This is a genomic window from Larkinella ripae, assembly GCF_054780775.1.
The window spans coordinates 135,345-152,822 of sequence record NZ_BAAGVR010000033.1 but is presented as its reverse complement, the minus strand read 5'-3'; the positions used below and the strand labels follow the sequence as shown (position 1 = coordinate 152,822).

17 protein-coding genes are annotated in these 17,478 nt (G+C 53.1%); 11 read left to right on the top strand and 6 right to left on the bottom strand.

Annotated elements, in window-relative coordinates; genetic code table 11:
* Positions 1-100: 100 nt before the first annotated feature.
* Positions 101-343: a hypothetical protein gene (locus ACYVHX_RS29010; protein ID WP_460675223.1), complete on the top strand. Its 243-nt coding sequence runs from the start codon at positions 101-103 to the stop codon at positions 341-343.
* 215 nt (positions 344-558) lie between these two features.
* Positions 559-2,826: an NADP-dependent malic enzyme gene (locus tag ACYVHX_RS29005; RefSeq protein WP_460675222.1), complete on the top strand. Its 2,268-nt coding sequence runs from the start codon at positions 559-561 to the stop codon at positions 2,824-2,826.
* A 68-nt stretch (positions 2,827-2,894) separates the two neighbouring features.
* On the opposite strand, the gene ACYVHX_RS29000 is transcribed toward ACYVHX_RS29005, so the two are convergent.
* Positions 2,895-3,395, bottom strand: coding sequence for a DUF4385 domain-containing protein (locus ACYVHX_RS29000; RefSeq protein WP_460675221.1), 501 nt, complete (start codon positions 3,393-3,395; stop codon positions 2,895-2,897).
* Positions 3,396-3,600: 205 nt separating this feature from the next.
* Here ACYVHX_RS29000 and ACYVHX_RS28995 point away from each other — a divergent pair, with 205 nt between their 5' ends.
* From ACYVHX_RS28995 to ACYVHX_RS28985, 3 genes are all read left to right on the top strand, one after another.
* Complete coding sequence (locus ACYVHX_RS28995; RefSeq protein WP_460675220.1) at positions 3,601-4,089, top strand: RNA polymerase sigma factor; 489 nt, start codon at positions 3,601-3,603, stop codon at positions 4,087-4,089.
* Positions 4,090-4,100: 11 nt separating this feature from the next.
* A complete protein-coding gene (locus ACYVHX_RS28990) occupies positions 4,101-4,727 on the top strand; it encodes a hypothetical protein (RefSeq protein WP_460675219.1) in 627 nt (208 codons plus the stop codon).
* A 348-nt stretch (positions 4,728-5,075) separates the two neighbouring features.
* A complete protein-coding gene (locus ACYVHX_RS28985) occupies positions 5,076-7,625 on the top strand; it encodes a TonB-dependent receptor (RefSeq protein ID WP_460675218.1) in 2,550 nt (849 codons plus the stop codon).
* A gap of 71 nt (positions 7,626-7,696) precedes the next feature.
* Here ACYVHX_RS28985 and ACYVHX_RS28980 read toward each other — a convergent pair whose 3' ends face one another.
* Positions 7,697-8,617 (bottom strand): ROK family protein, encoded by a 921-nt coding sequence (locus tag ACYVHX_RS28980; RefSeq protein WP_460675217.1) that lies wholly within the window; start codon positions 8,615-8,617, stop codon positions 7,697-7,699.
* 152 nt (positions 8,618-8,769) lie between these two features.
* On the opposite strand from ACYVHX_RS28980, the gene ACYVHX_RS28975 reads away from it, so the two are divergent.
* Together ACYVHX_RS28975 and ACYVHX_RS28970 are read left to right on the top strand one after the other, a co-directional pair.
* The gene (locus ACYVHX_RS28975; RefSeq protein ID WP_460675216.1) at positions 8,770-9,504 is read left to right on the top strand and encodes a class I SAM-dependent methyltransferase; all 735 of its coding nucleotides are present in this window, start codon (positions 8,770-8,772) and stop codon (positions 9,502-9,504) included.
* A 177-nt stretch (positions 9,505-9,681) separates the two neighbouring features.
* Positions 9,682-10,275: a TetR/AcrR family transcriptional regulator gene (locus ACYVHX_RS28970; RefSeq protein ID WP_460675215.1), complete on the top strand. Its 594-nt coding sequence runs from the start codon at positions 9,682-9,684 to the stop codon at positions 10,273-10,275.
* A gap of 51 nt (positions 10,276-10,326) precedes the next feature.
* Here ACYVHX_RS28970 and ACYVHX_RS28965 read toward each other — a convergent pair whose 3' ends face one another.
* A complete protein-coding gene (locus ACYVHX_RS28965) occupies positions 10,327-11,832 on the bottom strand; it encodes a sulfatase family protein (RefSeq protein WP_460675214.1) in 1,506 nt (501 codons plus the stop codon).
* A gap of 176 nt (positions 11,833-12,008) precedes the next feature.
* Here ACYVHX_RS28965 and ACYVHX_RS28960 point away from each other — a divergent pair, with 176 nt between their 5' ends.
* From ACYVHX_RS28960 to ACYVHX_RS28950, 3 genes are read left to right on the top strand one after another with little or no spacing between them, the layout of a single operon-like run.
* Positions 12,009-12,725: a dioxygenase family protein gene (locus ACYVHX_RS28960; RefSeq protein ID WP_460675213.1), complete on the top strand. Its 717-nt coding sequence runs from the start codon at positions 12,009-12,011 to the stop codon at positions 12,723-12,725.
* A gap of 12 nt (positions 12,726-12,737) precedes the next feature.
* Positions 12,738-13,319: a hypothetical protein gene (locus ACYVHX_RS28955; RefSeq protein ID WP_460675212.1), complete on the top strand. Its 582-nt coding sequence runs from the start codon at positions 12,738-12,740 to the stop codon at positions 13,317-13,319.
* Complete coding sequence (locus tag ACYVHX_RS28950; protein WP_460675211.1) at positions 13,276-13,968, top strand: pirin family protein; 693 nt, start codon at positions 13,276-13,278, stop codon at positions 13,966-13,968. Before ACYVHX_RS28955 ends, ACYVHX_RS28950 begins: the two co-directional genes overlap by 44 nt.
* A 28-nt stretch (positions 13,969-13,996) precedes the next feature.
* Here ACYVHX_RS28950 and ACYVHX_RS28945 read toward each other — a convergent pair whose 3' ends face one another.
* The 3 genes from ACYVHX_RS28945 to ACYVHX_RS28935 all read right to left on the bottom strand — a co-directional run bounded on the left by ACYVHX_RS28945 (position 13,997) and on the right by ACYVHX_RS28935 (position 15,864).
* A complete protein-coding gene (locus ACYVHX_RS28945; protein WP_460675210.1) occupies positions 13,997-14,338 on the bottom strand; it encodes a thioredoxin family protein in 342 nt (113 codons plus the stop codon).
* A gap of 77 nt (positions 14,339-14,415) precedes the next feature.
* Positions 14,416-14,958 (bottom strand): RNA polymerase sigma factor, encoded by a 543-nt coding sequence (locus ACYVHX_RS28940; protein ID WP_460675209.1) that lies wholly within the window; start codon positions 14,956-14,958, stop codon positions 14,416-14,418.
* 81 nt (positions 14,959-15,039) lie between these two features.
* A complete protein-coding gene (locus ACYVHX_RS28935; protein ID WP_460675208.1) occupies positions 15,040-15,864 on the bottom strand; it encodes a serine O-acetyltransferase in 825 nt (274 codons plus the stop codon).
* 261 nt (positions 15,865-16,125) lie between these two features.
* Here ACYVHX_RS28935 and ACYVHX_RS28930 point away from each other — a divergent pair, with 261 nt between their 5' ends.
* The gene (locus tag ACYVHX_RS28930; RefSeq protein ID WP_460675207.1) at positions 16,126-17,373 is read left to right on the top strand and encodes a PQQ-dependent sugar dehydrogenase; all 1,248 of its coding nucleotides are present in this window, start codon (positions 16,126-16,128) and stop codon (positions 17,371-17,373) included.
* The last annotated feature ends 105 nt before the right edge of the window (positions 17,374-17,478 follow it).

Below are 17,478 nucleotides of genomic sequence, written 5' to 3'. Positions count from 1 at the left end.
TTTCAGTTTCTTTATATTTGAGTACGTAACTTAATACCTGCTAAAGTGCTATTGGATTAAACTCATTTAGTAGAACAACTTAACCCTTATCCTATTAACAATGAATCACTTAACTCCAACCCGCGAATGGCCCCGGTTAACATTATCGCGCTGGCAGGTCATTCAGCTGTCGGTTTTATCGGCGCTGATTGCAGGAATGTTTTTCTGGAAAGCCCAATATGAACACGTACGGCCCAGAACGAATCCGGTGCAGGTCATTATGAGCCAGTCTGGTGCACTCAATGATCAGTCGTTTGCCAAGTCGACCGTCTCCGCTTCCCATGCCTTTAAATCTCAATTCTGAAATTCTGATTTTATTTGATACGACCTCTCCTACCAATCTCCTGACGATTTCGATGACCCGCCCTCACGAGCGGGTCATCTTATTTTAAAAGGTTTCGATTGCTACTTTTCCTTACCTTAGCGACCCAGGTTGAACCGGTTTCGCCTTAAGGCACTGGTTTACCACGCAATCTTGCTTTTTTTAGCCCTAGTTGACCATCCCTCACACATTGCTTTATGGAGAAGAAAATCCGCCGGGAAGATGCCCTCGAATACCACGCCAAGGGTCGTCCGGGTAAAATTGAAGTCATTCCTACCAAAGAATACAATACCCAGCGCGATCTGACGCTCGCGTATTCACCCGGCGTGGCCGAACCGTGTCTGGCCATTGCCGAAAACGTCGAAGATGTTTATAAATACACCGCCAAAGGCAATCTGGTGGCCGTCATCAGCAACGGCAGTGCGGTTTTAGGCCTGGGCGACATCGGCCCCGAAGCCGGAAAACCGGTGATGGAAGGCAAGGGATTGTTGTTTAAAATTTATGCCGACATCGACGTTTTTGATATTGAACTGAATACGAAGAATGTCGACGAATTTGTCCGGACGGTCAAAATTCTGGAACCGACTTTTGGGGGCGTTAACCTGGAGGACATTAAAGCGCCGGAATGCTTTGAGATTGAGGAGCGGCTGAAACGCGACCTCAACATTCCGGTTATGCACGACGATCAGCACGGCACGGCCATTATTTCGGCAGCCGCGTTGCTGAACGCTCTTGAAATTGTCGGCAAAAAAATTGAAGATGTTAAAATCGTGGTCAACGGTGCGGGGGCTTCGGCCATTTCCTGCTCGAAATTATACATTGCCCTGGGTGCCCGGGTCGAAAACTTCGTCATGTGCGACAGCAAAGGCGTGATTCGCGCCGACCGCGCTGGTCTGGACGAACGCAAGAGCCAGTTTGTAACCCGTCGCGACTTGTACACCCTCCAGGAAGCGATGGTCGATGCGGATGTCTTTATCGGATTGTCGAAAGGCAACGTTGTAACGCAGGACATGGTGCGCTCGATGGCAAAAGACGCAATTGTTTTTGCAATGGCGAACCCCACGCCCGAGATTTCGTATCCGGAAGCCACGGAAGCCCGTCAGGACATTATTATGGCCACAGGGCGCTCGGATTATCCCAACCAGGTCAACAACGTACTCGGTTTTCCGTTTATTTTCCGGGGAGCGCTCGATGTTCGGGCCACGGAAATCAACGAAGCCATGAAACTGGCTTCGGTTCATGCGCTGGCCGATCTGGCCAAAAAATCCGTCCCCGATCTGGTCAATCTGGCGTATGGTGAATCAAACCTGATGTTTGGCCGCAAATACATCATTCCAAAACCGGTCGATCCGCGCCTGCTCTCGGCCGTAGCTCCGGCCGTGGCGCGGGCTGCGATGGAATCCGGCGTAGCCCGTCAGCCGATCACCGACTGGGAAGCCTACGAACACCAACTGGCCCAGCGGCTGGGTCAGGACAACCAGATTACGCGGGTGATCCTGAACAAAGCCAAATCGAATCCGAAGCGGGTGGTTTTTTCCGATGCCGAAAACCTGAAAGTCCTGAAAGCCGCCCAACAGGTGCGGGATGAAGGCATTGCCTTCCCGATCCTGCTCGGTGAAGTGGCCCGAATCCGCTCGTTGATTACCGAAAACAACCTGGATTTGGGAAACGTCCCGATTCTGGACCCGCGTGCCCCGGAGCAGGACCACCTCATTCAGCGGTTCAGTGAATTGTACTACAAGAAACGGAGTCGCAAGGGCGTGAATGCCACCGAAGCGACCAAACAGATGTATTACCGGAATTATTTCGGGGTTATGATGGTCGAATCAGGGGAAGCAGATGCGGTTATTTCGGGCCTGTCGCGCAATTACCCCGACACGATTCGGCCGGCTCTGCAAGTGATCGGGAAGGAAGCCGGGGTAAAAAAAGTGGCCGGGATGTACATTCTGCTGACCAAACGCGGACCGCTGTTTTTCTCCGACACCACGGTTAACTTTAATCCGACGGTCGATGAAATTGTCGAAATTACCGAGCTGACCGCCCGGGCCGTCGAGCGGTTTAACATCAAACCCCGGATTGCGCTGGTCACCTACTCCAACTTTGGGAGCGCCAAAGGCGACGACGCCCAGAAAATGAATCAGGCCGTCGAAATTCTGCAACGCAAACACCCCGACCTGATTGTGGACGGCGAAATTCAGGCTCACCTGGCCTTCAATATGGATTTGTTGAAGCTCAACCATCCGTCCAGCAAACTGGTGGAAGAAGGTGTGAATACGCTGATTTTCCCCAATTTATCCGCTTCGAACATCGCGTACAACCTCATGACAGAATCCGCCGGTTTTGATGCCATCGGCCCCATTCTGCTCGGCTTGCGAAAACCGGTCCATGTTCTTCAGCTCGGCAGTTCCGAACGTGAAATCGTCAACATGGTCGCCATTGCCGTAGTCGAAGCGCAAGGGAAATAGGGTTTTGAACGATGAATGATGAACGGTGAATGAGCAGATACATCAATTCATCGTTCATCTTTCAAAATTCATCCATATTTCTCCTGCCACTCTTTCCTGAGCCGCTTGTAGTCCGGGTCTTCGCGGGCCTGGAGGTAGACTTCGCGGAAAATGGCGGCACTTTCGGCCTTGACCGGGTCGCTGTCCAGCGGTAAAGTTTCCCGGCCGTGGCTTCCGCTGCGGCCTTTCTGGTCGGCGGGAACCGGGCCGTCGTACTTCTGGCCGGTGCGGTGATTGGCGTAGCGCCGGGACCGTGTCACGCCCATTTGCAGAAACTTTCGGGCCATGTCCATCCCGATGAAGTCGCCGTTCTTTTTATACTCGACAAACAACTCGTAAATTTTAGCCGACGACTCGCGGGCAATCTCCGGCGTTTTAAACCGCCAGTGCGGCAGAATTTCGGATTTGTACGGTTGCACGAGCAACACGCCCTGCTCGCCCTTGCCAACGCGGTAGAGTTCGGGCTGTTTGCGCAGGTCTAATTCTCTGTAGTCGAGATTGTAGTTGAATTTCCGGTCTTCGCTCTTCATACGATGTGTGGTGCCCCGCACGGCGTACGGGCTTCTCCAACCCCTGCGGGCTTGTTTGATCTTGAGTAAACTGCTGCTGCGGCTTTTGGTTTTCGGGCGTCTGGCGGTCGCGTTCGCTGACGTTTTCACCCATTTTTTTACCCGCTTGTAATAATTCCGCTCTTTCTGCGACTAATACCGTGAAAGCCTGCTAAGATGCTCTGCGATGGAAAAGGAATTTGTCAGCCTGCTAAACCAGCACCCCGGTATCCTTTACAAAGTCTGTTCATTGTATTGCAAAGACTCCGAAGACCGCAATGACCTTTTTCAGGAGATCGTTCTGCAACTCTGGAAGGCGTATCCAGCCTTCAAAAATGAATCGTCCGTTCCCACCTGGATGTACCGGATTGCGCTGAATACCGCCATTTCGAACTACCGAAAGAAAACCGGAAAACCGCCAACGGTTTCCTTTTCATCGCATGAGCTTCAGGTGCCGGACTTGACCGACGATCCACTCGATGAAGAGATCAGGCTGCTGTATGCTTCCATCGAAAAGCTTTCGCCCATCGAAAAAGCCGTCATTACCCTGTATCTGGATGACAGAAGTTACGACGACATGGCAGGTATCATCGGCATTTCCAAAACCAACGTTGGAGTCAAACTGAACCGAATCAAAGCCAAACTGGAGAAACTCATCAACGCGGCCACCCGCTAAACCTCACGAACATGAACTTGGACGAACTCAAATCGACCTGGCAAGCCTACGACGAAAAAATTCTGGCCAGCCAGCACCTCAGCGAACGCCTGGTGTTCCTGATGCTGAAGGACCGCTCGAAAAGCACGCTGGCCAGGATGCAGCGGAATCTGCGGTTTGCCGGCAGCATCATGACGGGCGTCATCCTCTTTTTCTCGGCCGCCATCGTCGGAAATGCGTTCGACTACACCCGCTGGTATTTTTACATTCCATCCGTTTTGTATATTTCACTGGCGCTCGCGGCCCTGATCGTTGTGGGACAGAATTACCACAGCCTGAGCCGGGTAAGCCTGAGCCGTCAGAATCTGCACGAAAGCCTGACGACGGTTTTGCAACGGCACGAAAAAGCCCAGGCCGCTCTGACAAAAATCTGGATTCTGTGTCTGCTGGCCGGTTTTCTGTTCACGGTTTCGATGATTGCCCGGAAGTTTGAAGCTTACAGTGTCCTCAAAATCAGTGTTGTCCTGGGTGCTCAGGTCGTGTTGATTCTGCTATTATTCAGTATTGCCCACTGGATTTTTAGAGCTTTTGACGATAAACTAGGTCAGGAGCTGAAGGAAAATCTCCGGGAGCTGGATCACTTAAACACCGCTTCCTGAACGCTCCAACTCCGCTCATCCGTCCTATTGTCCACTCAAAATAGCTCGTCCTTTCGTTTTTTTTCTTACCCCGAAATACCGGTGGTTTGTCCCGAAAAAACCGCCACTCGTCGAAAATCCGGTCTACAAACAACCTATACAGGCTAAATTTGAGGGTTCTTTTGAAGAAAGTCACTGCTTTCCATTCATCCATTTTCCTTACCGTCCGAAGGCTGGTTTTTGCCGTTCCGCATTTTCAGGGGCACTACACTCGCAGGACCTGTCTTATGACTGAAGTTAGTAATATCTTTGTATAGTTCAATTTAAAAGTGCCATTTTCAGCTATTAGCCTACTCTCATAAAAGAATTATGAAAAAGTTAATACTTTTTAGTATTATTTGTTGCTCGACCTATTCGTTTGCGCAGCAGCCTCCCGCCGGACCGCCCCCGGGTGGTGCCCGACCCACTTCGTCCATCCCGGGAACGGTGAATCCCGACGCTCCACGCGGGAACGGCAAAATCACCGGCATCCTGATCGATTCAACCACCAACAAACCCGTTGAATTTGCCACCATCGCGCTGCTTAACCCGCAAACCGGCAAACCCATTGACGGTACGACCAGCGACGAAAAAGGAAAATTTTCGCTCACCAAACTGCTGCCGGGCGAATACCGGTTGCAGATTTCATTTTTAGGATACAGCAACAAAGAAACCGGTAAGCTAAAGATCGAACGCGGCACCGACATCAACCTCGGAAACGTTGTGCTGTCGCCGGATGTGAAAACCTTGAAAGAGGTAAACGTGGTCGGACAGGCCGCGGTCATTGAAGAGAAAGTGGACCGGCTCGTCTACAATGCCGACAAGGATGTTACAAACAAGGGCGGTGATGCAGCCGAGGTGATGCGGAAAGTGCCGATGCTATCGGTCGATCTCGACGGAAATGTGTCGCTGCGGGGCAGCAGCAACGTCCGGGTGCTGATCAACAACAAACCGTCGACGATTGTGGCCGCCAGCGTGGCCGACGCCCTGAAGCAGATTCCGGCCGACATGATCAAATCCGTGGAAGTCATCACGTCGCCCTCGGCCAAATACGACGCCGAAGGGTCCGCCGGTATTATCAACATCATTACGAAGAAAAACACCTTGCAGGGTCTGACGCTGAACATGGACGCGGGCGTCGGAAACCGGGGTTCCAACCTCGGCCTGAACGGGAATTACCGGGTGGGCAAAATGGGCCTTTCACTGGGCGGTTTTGGCCGGGCCAACTACAACATGATCGGCAAATCCGAAAATGTTCAGCGCAGCTTTTTCGACGGGGTAACGACCGAAACCCGGCAAATGGCGGACTCGAGAAACCAGTTCCTTTTTGGTAATTACCAGCTAGGATTCGATTACGACTTGGCGAAAAACCAAAGCCTGACGGCCACGCTGCGCTACGGTGCCCAAAACGGAAAAATGTCGCAGAATCTGACGACGCTGTTGTTTCCGGGCGGAATCCTGCCGGGGCAAACATCGAGCCGGGATGTCGAGATGAAAAACCTCTCGGGAACCGTGGATGTGAACGTGGATTACACCCGGACGTTTAAAAAACCGCAACAGGAATTAAGCATCCTGACGCAGTTCAGCCGCAACAACCGGACGAATGACTACGAAGCCGAACTGTTTGGCAACACCGCCATCATCACGGGTCGCGACCGGAACGACAACCTGAGTTACAACCAGGAATCGACCATCCAGATCGACTATCAGACGCCGATTAAAACCAACCAGCAGATTGAATTCGGGGGAAAAGGAATTTTCCGGCAGGTAGACAGCGATTACAAGTATTTTATTTCGACCGGTCCGGATGGGGCCTACGGCCAGAATCCACTGCGTCCGAACAACGGGCTGGATTACAACCAGAACGTAGCGGGAACTTACCTGTCGTACACCTATACCACGAAAAACAAATACACGCTCAAGGCTGGAGCGCGGTATGAATACACGATGATCGACGCCAATTTCCGGTCGGAAACGCCGGGCCAGACCATCGACATTCCAAGCTATGGCAATCTGGTGCCGAGCATCAACCTTTCAAAATCCCTGAAGGGCGGCAAAATTGTGAAAATTGCGTATAACCGCCGGTTGCAGCGACCCGGTATTCAGTTCCTGAATCCAAACGTTAATGCGTCCAACCCGCAGAACATCACCTTCGGAAACCCGTACCTGGAACCGGAATTAACCGACAACCTCGAACTGAGTACCAGCGCCAGCATCAAGAAAACGTACCTGAACTTTTCTCTGTTTGCCCGCCGTACGGACAATTCGATCGAGAGCGTTCGCACAACGAGTGAGGCTGGTGTCATTACGACAACCTACCAGAACATCGGCCACAAAGAAAATTACGGAGCCAACGTATTTGGTAACGTCAATGTAACCTCGAAATGGCAAGTTGGTGGTGGTGTCGATTCCTATTACTCCTATATTACCAACAACAGTCCATCGGCCGCGCTGAATACGAGCAACTCGGGCTGGGTCGTAACGGGCCGGCTCTTCACCAACCTGTCCCTGAAAAACGGCTGGGGTGTGCAGGGCTTTGGCTTCGCGCAGGGCCGGAGCGTCCAGTTGCAGGGGTACCAGAGCGGTTTCAGCTTCTATACGCTCGGAATCAAGAAAGATTTCAAAGATGACAAGGGGCAAACGAAAGGAAGCCTGGGCCTGGCGGGAGAGAACTTTTTCGCCAATCGGTTCAAGATGCGGACGGAGCTGATGTCACCCAGTTTTCAGCAGAGCAGCATCACCTACATCTACAACCGGGGCGTCCGGCTAACGTTCAGCTACCGGATCGGTAAAATGAGCTTCAACCAGCCTCAACGCAAAAAGAAATCCGTCACCAACGATGATGTCAAAGACGGCGGTGGACAACAACCGGGGAATTAAAAGAGTGATGAGTGATGAATTGGCTGACGCTTTCTTTCCTGGCGGAGGCAATTCATCACTCATCCTTCTTTTTACAGCATTGCTGCGCCGAAAACACCGGCGCTGTCGCCGAGTTTGGGCTTGAGGAATTTGGTTTCCAGCCGGCCTTCGTTGAAAACATATTTTTTGGCCCGTTCGACGCCTTCCGTGTACAACTGGTCGATGTTGCCAACGCCCCCGCCCAGCACAATCGCATCCGGGTCGAGCACATTGATGATGACCGAGATGGCCTTTCCGAAATTCTCCAAAAGCCGGTCAATCGTCTGGGAAGCGTAGGCGTCGGTTCCGGCCAGGTGACGTTCGACAATTTCTTTCAGTTTTCGTTTTTCGCCACTAATGTCTTCGTAATAGCGCTGCAAAGCCGGGCCGGAAAACACCTGCTCATTGCAGCCGCGTTTGCCGCAGTAGCAGGGGTATCCATTTTCTTCCAGAATGATATGGCCCCATTCGCCCCCAATTCCCTGCAAACCGTTCTGCACAAAGGGTTGACCGTCTTTCCCGCGAAATACCACGCCCCCGCCGACGCCCGTACCCATAATGACTCCAAAAACCGCCCGAAAATTCGGCACCACATCCGGCACCGCGCCCAGGGTGGCTTCGGCTAGGGCAAAGCAGTTGGCATCGTTGGCAATACTGACCGGCACACCCAGTATTTTTTCCAGTTCCTGGGGCAAAGGCATGCCGTTCAGGCAGGTGGTGTTGCAGCCCTTCATCACATGGCGGGCCGGATCGAAGGTGCCGGGCGTTCCAAAACCGATGTGATCAGGCAGATACCCGGTTTCGGCTTTGAGGGAATCGACCAGCTTCGCAATCTGACTGACAATGTGTTGGTAGCCCTTATCAGCTTCTGTATCAATGCGTTTTCGCACAACAACGGCTTCGGGCGAGGGTGCCGACAGCACAACGCCTTCAATTTTAGTACCGCCTAAATCAATGCCCCAATAGGTTTGCATGGATGGATTTAAGAATTTTGATGTGCGAAGTAAGTTCTTTTGCCGAAAATGGCAAAAGAATGATGCGTTATGAAAAATAAACGATGACCGGACCGCCCGCGCGGCAAAATCGCTCATCTTCCTAATTCATCCTTTATCTTTCATCATCCCTTATGGCCTGGTATAAAAATTTCTTTAGCGGTTTGGTGCAGGAAGCTTGGAAAGCGGCCCAAACCGACGAGCAAACCGAGCTGGAAGCCGACTTTCTGAACGATGTGCTGGCGTTGCAACCCGGCCAGCGAGTGCTGGATATTTTTTGCGGTCACGGTCGGCACGCCCTCGAACTCGCCCGGATGGGGTATGCCGTAACGGGCGTCGACATTTCGGCGGAATCGGTGCAGGAGCTCCGAAAAACCGCACAACGGGAAAACCTTTCGATTGATGCCCGGGCGGGTGACTTTCAGACGCTGGCTCTCGAAGGCGGTTTTCAGGGCGCGTATTGCCTGGGCAATAGTTTCAGTTTTTTTCCGCACGATCAGATGCGGGCCTTTCTGCAAAAAATCGCGGGTCAACTCGTTGCGGGCAGTCATTTCGTGGCCGAAACCGCCATGATTGCCGAGAGCATTCTGCCGGATTTTCAGGAACGAAGCTGGATGCAGATCGGCGATATTACGTTTCTGCTGGAAAACGAGTACGACGCCCGCAGCAGTTGCATCAATGCTCAACTGACTTATATCCGCAACGGCCACACCGAACAGCGTAAAGCGAAACATTACATCTATACGCTGGCCGAATTGGACCGCCTTTTCCAGCAGGTCGGATTGGCCCCGACGGAGCGGTTTGGCGCGCTGGATGGCGCTGACTTTCAACTGGGCGATGAGCGTTTATGGTTGGTTTGCCAAAAATAAGACAAGCGAAGCGGGCGCTTCTTTTTCTGCACTGAATTTCAAAATCAGTTTACATGAAGTATACTATTTGCCGCAAGTATTGAATAATTTAAAGAATAATTGCAATTTAGTTAGAAGGTTTGCCTTCTTATGCGTAGTTTACCATCAAATTTAACACTGTTAACTTGACAAAACCGCATGGAGACACTTGAGCGCAAACAACGCAGTCGGGAGCAAACCCGGTCTGCTATTGTTCTGACCGCTAAGGACATCGCTCGCCGGGAAGGTTGGCAAGCTGTGTCGATCCGCAAAATTGCTGACGCAATTGATTATAGCGCACCGATTGTTTACGAATACTTCGATAGTAAAGATATACTGCTGGACGAAATCCGGAACGACGGTTTTCGGGAGCTCCGATTTGAATACGAACGCATCAAAAAGGTCTACCGCGATCCCGAAAAGCGTCTGTTTGAAATGTCCGTAGCGCAGTGGCAGTTTGCGAAGGAACAGCCCGAAATCTATCAGGTGATGTACAACCTGAACGGCGCCTACTGCACCCGTCCGATCCGCGAGTCCGGCGAAATCGAAGCCATCAATGTGCTGGTCCGGGAGATCATTTTCACGTTTATTCCGAAATCGCAGGAAAGCATTCAGAAACTGTATTTTGAATGGTGGTCCTTGTCGCACGGCATGATCACGCTCGCGATGATGCTCCGCGACCAACAGTCAATGGAATTATCCGAACAGGTTTATCGCGACTCCATGCGCCGGTTTGTCCGTTCGCTACGGTGAACATAGGGTGATGAATGATGAATTGCAATGCGGTAGCCCATTCATCACTCATCACTCCCTTGCGGTTTTGAGCAGCGCAGCTAATTCGCTGACAATCTGCGGATTTTTGTCGGCCACGTTTGTTGTTTCACCCAAATCATTCGCCAGATCATACAGTTGCGGCTCCGGATGGTTGCCCAATTCGGTGTTGGTGTTTTTCTGCACCGCCGGACCCGGGTTGGGCTCGATGTATTTCCAGTTTCCTTTGACCACCGACAGCGTGTTGTTCAGCGCCTGTTCAATCACGTAATCGCGCCCCTTTCGGTTTTTCCCCAGAAAAGCGTCGAGCGAATTGTTGCTATCGGTTGCTTCGGTTTTAGCCAGTTTCTGTCCCGTTAATGCCGCCAGGGATGCCAGCAAATCCACCTGACTCACCAGCGCAGCCGATGTGCCCGGTTCCACCTTCCCCGGCCAGCGAACGATAAACGGCACCCGCGTTCCGGCATCAAATGCGCTGTATTTGCCCCCGCGCAACGGCCCGGCCGGTTTATGATTACCCATTTTCGCAACGGCTTCATCCTTGTACCCATCGTCGACAACGGGGCCGTTGTCGCTGCTGATGATCACGATGGTGTTGTTTTTCAGTCCCAGTCGCTCCACGGTTTTCATGACCTCACCCACGCACCAGTCCAGTTGCAGAATGGCGTCACCCCGGGGGCCCATGCCACTTTTGCCCACAAACCGGGAATGGGGCATGCGGGGTACATGAATATCGTGCGTCGAAAAGTACATAAAAAAGGGACTTTGCTGGTTGGTTTCGATGAACTGGTTGACCTGACCCGTCAGTACATCGGCCATTTCCTCGTCCACCCACCGGGCGGATTTCCCTCCGCTCATGTACCCAATCCGGCTGACGCCGTTGACAATTGTTTGGTCGTGCCCGTGTGAATACTTCATCTTGAGCAGTTCCGGATTTGCCTTGCCCGTGGGCTCGGTTCCAATCGGATCTTTGTAACTCACCTGCACCGGATCGCCCGGATCCAGGCCCACAATCCGGCGGTTTTCCACGTAAACGCAGGGAACGCGGTCGCCCGTGGCCGGCAGCAGAAAGGCGTAGTTAAAGCCGACCTCCAGCGGTCCCGGTTTAATCTCCCCGTTCCAGTCCGGCCCGCCTTTTGGCCCCAAGCCCAAATGCCATTTGCCCACCACGCCGGTTCGATACCCGGCCCGTCGCAAAACCGCAGGCAGGGTTACCCGGTCGGTTGGGATCAGTAAAGCCGCATCGCCGGGAGCAATTCCGGTGCCGGTTTTTCGCCAGGCATACTGGCCCGTCAGCAGCGAATACCGGGACGGCGTGCAGGTGGCCGAGGTGGCATGGGCGTTTGTAAACCGCAGACCTTCGGCGGCTACGCGGTCGATATTCGGCGTTTTCAGGCTCGTAGCTCCGTAGCAACTCAAATCACCGTAGCCCAAATCATCGGCATAAATCAGGATGACGTTGGGTTTCTGCTGGGCGTGACCGAGCAGCGCAACCAGAAACAGGGCACTGGAAATCAGAACAGTCAGGCGGTTTTTCATTTGGTCAGGCGTGAGGACTCGGCGCAAAGTAAACCAAACGGCGGTTTTCTCCACGCATTCACCGACAGATTTCGGCGGTTTACCTACAAAACGTCGCGCCATGCAACGAAACGCCCCATTTCAGCGATATAGATAAAAAGGAAGCCGCATTTAATCACAACTCACCTATAGAAAGCATGGAACGTAAAGACTTTTTGAAAAGAACCTTCTCGGTTTTAGGAATGGCCGCCGTGGCACCGATGATCAGCTCCTGCAAGCAGGGAGACGAGGTAGCCCCCGACTCAACCACCGAAACGGGAACCAGCACCGGCAGTTGCACCGTCACCTCAAACGAAACCGAAGGGCCTTTTCCGACCAAAACCCCCGCCAGCCTGGTGACGTCGAACATCACCTCCGACCGGCAAGGAACCAAGCTGACCGTTAAAATAACCGTACAAAACAAAAACAACAGTTGCGCCGGACTGGCGGCTGCCCTGGTGGATGTCTGGCATTGCGATGCAACTGGCAATTATTCCGAATACGGCGGCAGCGGCATGCAATCGACGAACTACCAAAGCGTTCACTTTCTGCGTGGTCGGCAAACGTCGGACGCCAATGGACTGGTGACGTTTACGACGATCTATCCGGGCTGGTATTCCGGGCGGGCGACCCACATTCACGTTCACGTTTACAATTCAGGCGGCAAATCGCTGAAAGTCTCCCAGATTGCGTTTCCCGAAGACATCAGCAAGGTCGTTTATGCGCAGGGCGTTTACGCCAGCCACGGCCAGGCCGACACCACCAACGCGCGCGACAACGTTTTCAGCGACGGCGTGACCACCAATATATCAACGGTTACCGGAAGTGCGGCTGCCGGTTACGAATTGACCTGGGCGATTGTCGTAGAAGCGTAACCAGCGAAGGCCATGCTAAAAGGAATCGTAAAGCTGCAGTACCGGAAAATCATCGATGCGGCTTCCCGCAAGCCCTGGGATCAGTTTGTGTTCAACGACACGCATCTGGAGTTCTACATGCAGGCCCAGCGTCTGGACCCCGGGGGCCAGTATCCGACGTTCCGGCTTCTGCTGGAAAACGTCGCCAAAGCCGATCAGTTGCATTACCTGACCAGCACGGCCGCCATTGGTTACATCCGCCAGTTGAACGACCTCATCCCGGATGTGACCAACCGGGATGGGAAACGTTGCCTGCCGTTTAAAAACTTCCGGTTTGAAATCATCGATTCGCACATTCAGGACAAAAGCCAGCACAAAATCGCCATCTGGTTTTACAGCGAACCGCTGACCTGGATCGATACGATCGACAACAACCTGCTGATCGCGTACGGCGACCAATCCGCTGCGCTCGCGGTCGGAAACGAAGTCGAAACCGATCTGATTCCGTTGTCACCGTATCTGAGCATTTCCCATTTTTCCTTTCCCGGAAAGGCCGAAAACCGCACTGATCATGAACACGTTTCTGCAAACGGAAGCCCAAATTTACCTGGCTGACCAGCGGGGTTGCACCCAATCCGCCGGGTACCGGAGCTTTCACACCTTCAACTTTGGATCGTACTGGCACGAGAGCCGCCAGCCTTTTGGCACGCTGACGGCGTTTCATGACGACACGCTGCTGGCCGGGGAAAGCCACGCCATTGCCGTCGCGGAGCCCACCGACGTCCTGCTGCTGCCGGTGGTCGGCGGGATTGAGTTGGTGGACAGCCTCGGCGAAAGCCATTTTCTGGGTGCCGGGGAAGCCATGCAGTTTACGGCTTTTCCGGGACAGGAATACCGGCTCATCAATCCGTTCGACACCGAAGCCGTCAACTTTTTGCAGATCTGGCGAAAGGCCGACCCCGCCCACCGCCAAAACTTTCCGGTGTCCGGCTTTACGCTCGAAAACCGGAACCAACTGCTGGCTTTATTCCCGACTGCAAAACCCGAAAACCGGGTGTATGTCGGGATGTACGGCGGTCGGCAGGAAGGAACTTACTGGCTCACCAATCCGCGAAAACGCCTGTTTGTGTTTATCCTTGAAGGTGCGTTTGAAGTCCAGAACCGGCTTCTGCATCCGCGCGACGGGCTGGCCCTGCAATACCTCGACGAGCTGGAATTCGAAGCCCTTTCCAACGACGCCCTGCTTCTGATTCTGGAAGTGTAACCGGCGGTTTTCATCACCGGTTCCACCGCTAAACCGACACAAACTGGCCTTCGATCATACCCGCCAGGACGGTTTTGGTCGTAAAACCGACCTGGCGATTCACCAGTTTCCCATCCCGGAAAACCAGAATGGTCGGCATGTTCCGGACGTTGTAGCGGGCGGTAACGGTGGCATTCATTTCCACATCGATGGTAGCCACGGTCGCCAAACCGGCAAAATCGGCCGCTAATTCATTCATGATCGGTTCCAGCCGGCGGCAGGGCGGGCACCATTCGGCGCTAAAATCAACCAGGAGAACACCCGGTTTTTGCAGTAATTCGTCCCAGTTCTGATCGGTTGCGTAAACCGCTTTCGAAGGTTCAGTCGTCATCGTTGTCAATTGTTTGTTTTCAATTGATTCCAAACAACGGCCCAAAATCACCCGGCTTCCGCAAAAATTTTGGTAAGTTACCCGTTTTCCGACGCGCGCTTCAGTTGCTGGATGCACTTGTATTTCTGGTTGACGGCGGTGTGGCGGTTTTTCCAGCCCATCGTCACCATGAGGTGGTCCATTGGCTCGTGTGAAAAATAGATGGATTTGATAACGCGCTGGCAATGACCGGTGATGCGGGCCATCCAGGCGCTGAGCTGCTCGTGCTGAACTTCGTCCGCGGACGGTTCCTCGGATGCAAAACCGTGGGCGTCCTGCAACGAAATCAGTTGTTCTTCGGAAAGGGGAATCAGTTTTTCGTCCCGCAGCTTTTTCAACCAGAGGTTGCGGGCAATCGAGAACAGGAAGGTTTTCAGAGTCGACGTTAACCGGAAATCCGCAGCCGTTATTTTCTGGTGGAGCACGATGACCGATTCCTGAAACACGTCTTCAGCATCGCCATCGCTTCCCCGGTTGCGCCGGACGAAACGGGCGATGGACGGATAATACGTTTTGTATACCCACTCGTAGGCCGACGTTTCGCCGGAGCGAAGCGATTCCACCAGGCTCTGATCACACATACAATTCATGGCAGTCCATTTAGTCCTTCATACCACGAAGACGCGGATTATCACCCGGGCGTTCCCTTTTTTTGCAAGTTTTTACGATTCGGCAGCCAGCGACCGTACTTCAATCTGGCTCGTATGGTACACCAGTGAATACGGTTCGACGCTTTGGGTCAGCCAGACGTTGCCGCCAATCACCGAATCGTGGCCCACCACCGTCCGGCCGCCCAGAATGGTGGCGTTGGCGTAAATGATGACGTTGTCCTCAATGGTCGGGTGCCGTTTTCTGGACGCCATCGACTTGGCGACGTTCGTTGCGCCGAGCGTTACGCCCTGGTAAATCTTGACATTGCTGCCAATGATGGCGGTTTCGCCAATGACGACCCCCGTACCGTGGTCAACGAAGAAAGACGAACCAATTTCGGCGTTGGGGTGAATGTCGATTCCCGTGTGGCTGTGGCCGTATTCGGTCATCATCCGGGGCAGCAGCGGCACCTCCAGATCCGTCAGTACGTGCGCAATCCGGTAGACGGCAATGGCGTAAAAACCGGGATAAACCGCAATTACTTCTTCAACCCCCGCAGCCGCCGGATCAAACGCGGAAATGGCGTGAGCGTCCAGCAAAAGCTCCTCGTAGGTCAGGGGTAACTGCTCAAAAAACCGCTCGACCGTCGCTTCCTGGCTGGTCGGCAAATGCTCTTCCAGCGGTTTTAACAGGCAGGCCAGTTTATGGTGCAACTCGCGGTAGGTATCGGCCGTACTGATCACAAACGCCTGGCAATCCTGGGTAATCGGAAAAAGAAACCGGATCAGGTTGTCGATAAACCGGCCCACATCCGGCTTGGACGGAAGCCGGTACCGAAAGCTGGCGTTCTGGATCGCCATTCGTTCAAAGAAATGTTGCTGTTCGGCAGGAGTCATGACAGTAGCACCCGGGTAAAGTCTATGGATAGAATCAATTCGATCGAGTATTGACACCTCAGCGCAAAAAAAATCCCTCTTGCGAAGGGCGATCGTTCCGGCAACTACCGTAGATCATACGCCCCGATTTGAGGAATGATGACAACAACAGGTAACTTGCTCAAAAACAGGCATTGACAACAATTCGTTAGCTAATCCGTTGAAAGAGAAACAAAAACATTGCCAAAAAGTTCGCCGGAACCCTCTGGATGTAATCTTGCTATGACGAAAGTAACGAACTTCATCAACACTTCGATGACTTACCTCAAAAAAACGGCGACAACCCTACTGGGCTCCCTGGCGGCAACCGTCAGTTTTGCCTTTTTGGTTTCGATTGCCTGCCAGCCGCGCGAAGCCGGTGAGGAGAAGTCGACTGAAACGCCCGGCACCACGGCGCCCCCGTCCATTCAGCTGACCAACGCCTTTCCGGGTCTGAAATTTAACCGCCCCGTCGAATTCACCCACGCGGGCGACGGCACCAACCGCCTTTTTGTCCTTGAACAGGAAGGCAAGATTCGCGTTTTCGAAAACAACTCCTCCGCCAAAACCGCCGAGACGTACCTGGATCTGAGCAACAAAGTAGCGTCGGAAGGCGAAATGGGGCTGCTCGGACTGGCGTTTCACCCCGATTTCAAGCAGAACGGTTTTTTCTACGTGTATTATACCAAACGGAACCCGGTCGAATCGGTTATTTCCCGGTTTAAGGTCACCCCGACGGCCAACCGAGCCGATGCGGCTTCTGAGACGGTTTTGCTCCGGTTTGCCCAGCCCTACGACAACCACAACGGCGGAAAAATCAGTTTCGGCCCCGACGGTTTTCTGTACATTGCTGCGGGCGACGGCGGCAGCGGGGGCGACCCGCACAACAACGGCCAAAACCTGAAATCGTTTCTGGGCAAGATCCTGCGCATCGATGTCAACAAAACCGACAAAGGTAATTACGGAATTCCGGTCGATAACCCGTTTGTCAGCAACGCCAGTGCGTTTCCGGAAATTTACGCCTACGGTCTTCGGAATCCGTGGCGGTTTAGTTTTGACAAGGAAACCGGCCTGCTCTGGGCGGGCGATGTAGGTCAGAATGCCCAGGAAGAAATTGACCTGATCAAGAAAGGTGGTAACTACGGCTGGCGCTTGAAAGAAGGCATGGATTGCTACAACCCGAAACGAGATTGCAACCAGGGCCAGCTGGTCGAGCCGATTCACCAGTATCCGCGCAACGAAGGCGTTTCCATTACGGGCGGTTTTGTTTACCGGGGCAACAGCGTTCCGGATTTAAAAGGAAAATACGTTTATGCCGACTTTGGCAGCGGCAAGGTGTGGGCGCTGAGTGTGGATGGCGAAAAGAAAACCGCCAACCAACTGCTGACCAGCGAAGGCGGCCCGGTTTCGGCTTTCGGCGAAGATGCCAATCGGGAGTTGTATTTGCTCGACCACAGCAGTGGGCTGATCAAGCGATTTGCTGCCAAATAATCACTTCGGATTACGAACAATAAGAATAGACAGGTTCCGGTGGGAGTCTGTCTTTTTTTGTTTTATTTTTCAGTAGATTGGTAGCAATGAACGCAAATTCCTCTC

What these genes read in the sequence shown, in the direction of transcription:
- ACYVHX_RS29010 (WP_460675223.1), top strand. Translation starts at nt 101, where the DNA reads ATGAATCACTTAACTCCAACCCGCGAATGGCCCCGGTTAACATTATCG.
- ACYVHX_RS29005 (WP_460675222.1), top strand. Translation starts at nt 559, where the DNA reads ATGGAGAAGAAAATCCGCCGGGAAGATGCCCTCGAATACCACGCCAAG.
- ACYVHX_RS29000 (WP_460675221.1), bottom strand. Translation starts at nt 3,395, where the DNA reads ATGAAGAGCGAAGACCGGAAATTCAACTACAATCTCGACTACAGAGAA.
- ACYVHX_RS28995 (WP_460675220.1), top strand. Translation starts at nt 3,601, where the DNA reads ATGGAAAAGGAATTTGTCAGCCTGCTAAACCAGCACCCCGGTATCCTT.
- ACYVHX_RS28990 (WP_460675219.1), top strand. Translation starts at nt 4,101, where the DNA reads ATGAACTTGGACGAACTCAAATCGACCTGGCAAGCCTACGACGAAAAA.
- ACYVHX_RS28985 (WP_460675218.1), top strand. Translation starts at nt 5,076, where the DNA reads ATGAAAAAGTTAATACTTTTTAGTATTATTTGTTGCTCGACCTATTCG.
- ACYVHX_RS28980 (WP_460675217.1), bottom strand. Translation starts at nt 8,617, where the DNA reads ATGCAAACCTATTGGGGCATTGATTTAGGCGGTACTAAAATTGAAGGC.
- ACYVHX_RS28975 (WP_460675216.1), top strand. Translation starts at nt 8,770, where the DNA reads ATGGCCTGGTATAAAAATTTCTTTAGCGGTTTGGTGCAGGAAGCTTGG.
- ACYVHX_RS28970 (WP_460675215.1), top strand. Translation starts at nt 9,682, where the DNA reads ATGGAGACACTTGAGCGCAAACAACGCAGTCGGGAGCAAACCCGGTCT.
- ACYVHX_RS28965 (WP_460675214.1), bottom strand. Translation starts at nt 11,832, where the DNA reads ATGAAAAACCGCCTGACTGTTCTGATTTCCAGTGCCCTGTTTCTGGTT.
- ACYVHX_RS28960 (WP_460675213.1), top strand. Translation starts at nt 12,009, where the DNA reads ATGGAACGTAAAGACTTTTTGAAAAGAACCTTCTCGGTTTTAGGAATG.
- ACYVHX_RS28955 (WP_460675212.1), top strand. Translation starts at nt 12,738, where the DNA reads ATGCTAAAAGGAATCGTAAAGCTGCAGTACCGGAAAATCATCGATGCG.
- ACYVHX_RS28950 (WP_460675211.1), top strand. Translation starts at nt 13,276, where the DNA reads ATGAACACGTTTCTGCAAACGGAAGCCCAAATTTACCTGGCTGACCAG.
- ACYVHX_RS28945 (WP_460675210.1), bottom strand. Translation starts at nt 14,338, where the DNA reads ATGACGACTGAACCTTCGAAAGCGGTTTACGCAACCGATCAGAACTGG.
- ACYVHX_RS28940 (WP_460675209.1), bottom strand. Translation starts at nt 14,958, where the DNA reads ATGTGTGATCAGAGCCTGGTGGAATCGCTTCGCTCCGGCGAAACGTCG.
- ACYVHX_RS28935 (WP_460675208.1), bottom strand. Translation starts at nt 15,864, where the DNA reads ATGACTCCTGCCGAACAGCAACATTTCTTTGAACGAATGGCGATCCAG.
- ACYVHX_RS28930 (WP_460675207.1), top strand. Translation starts at nt 16,126, where the DNA reads ATGACGAAAGTAACGAACTTCATCAACACTTCGATGACTTACCTCAAA.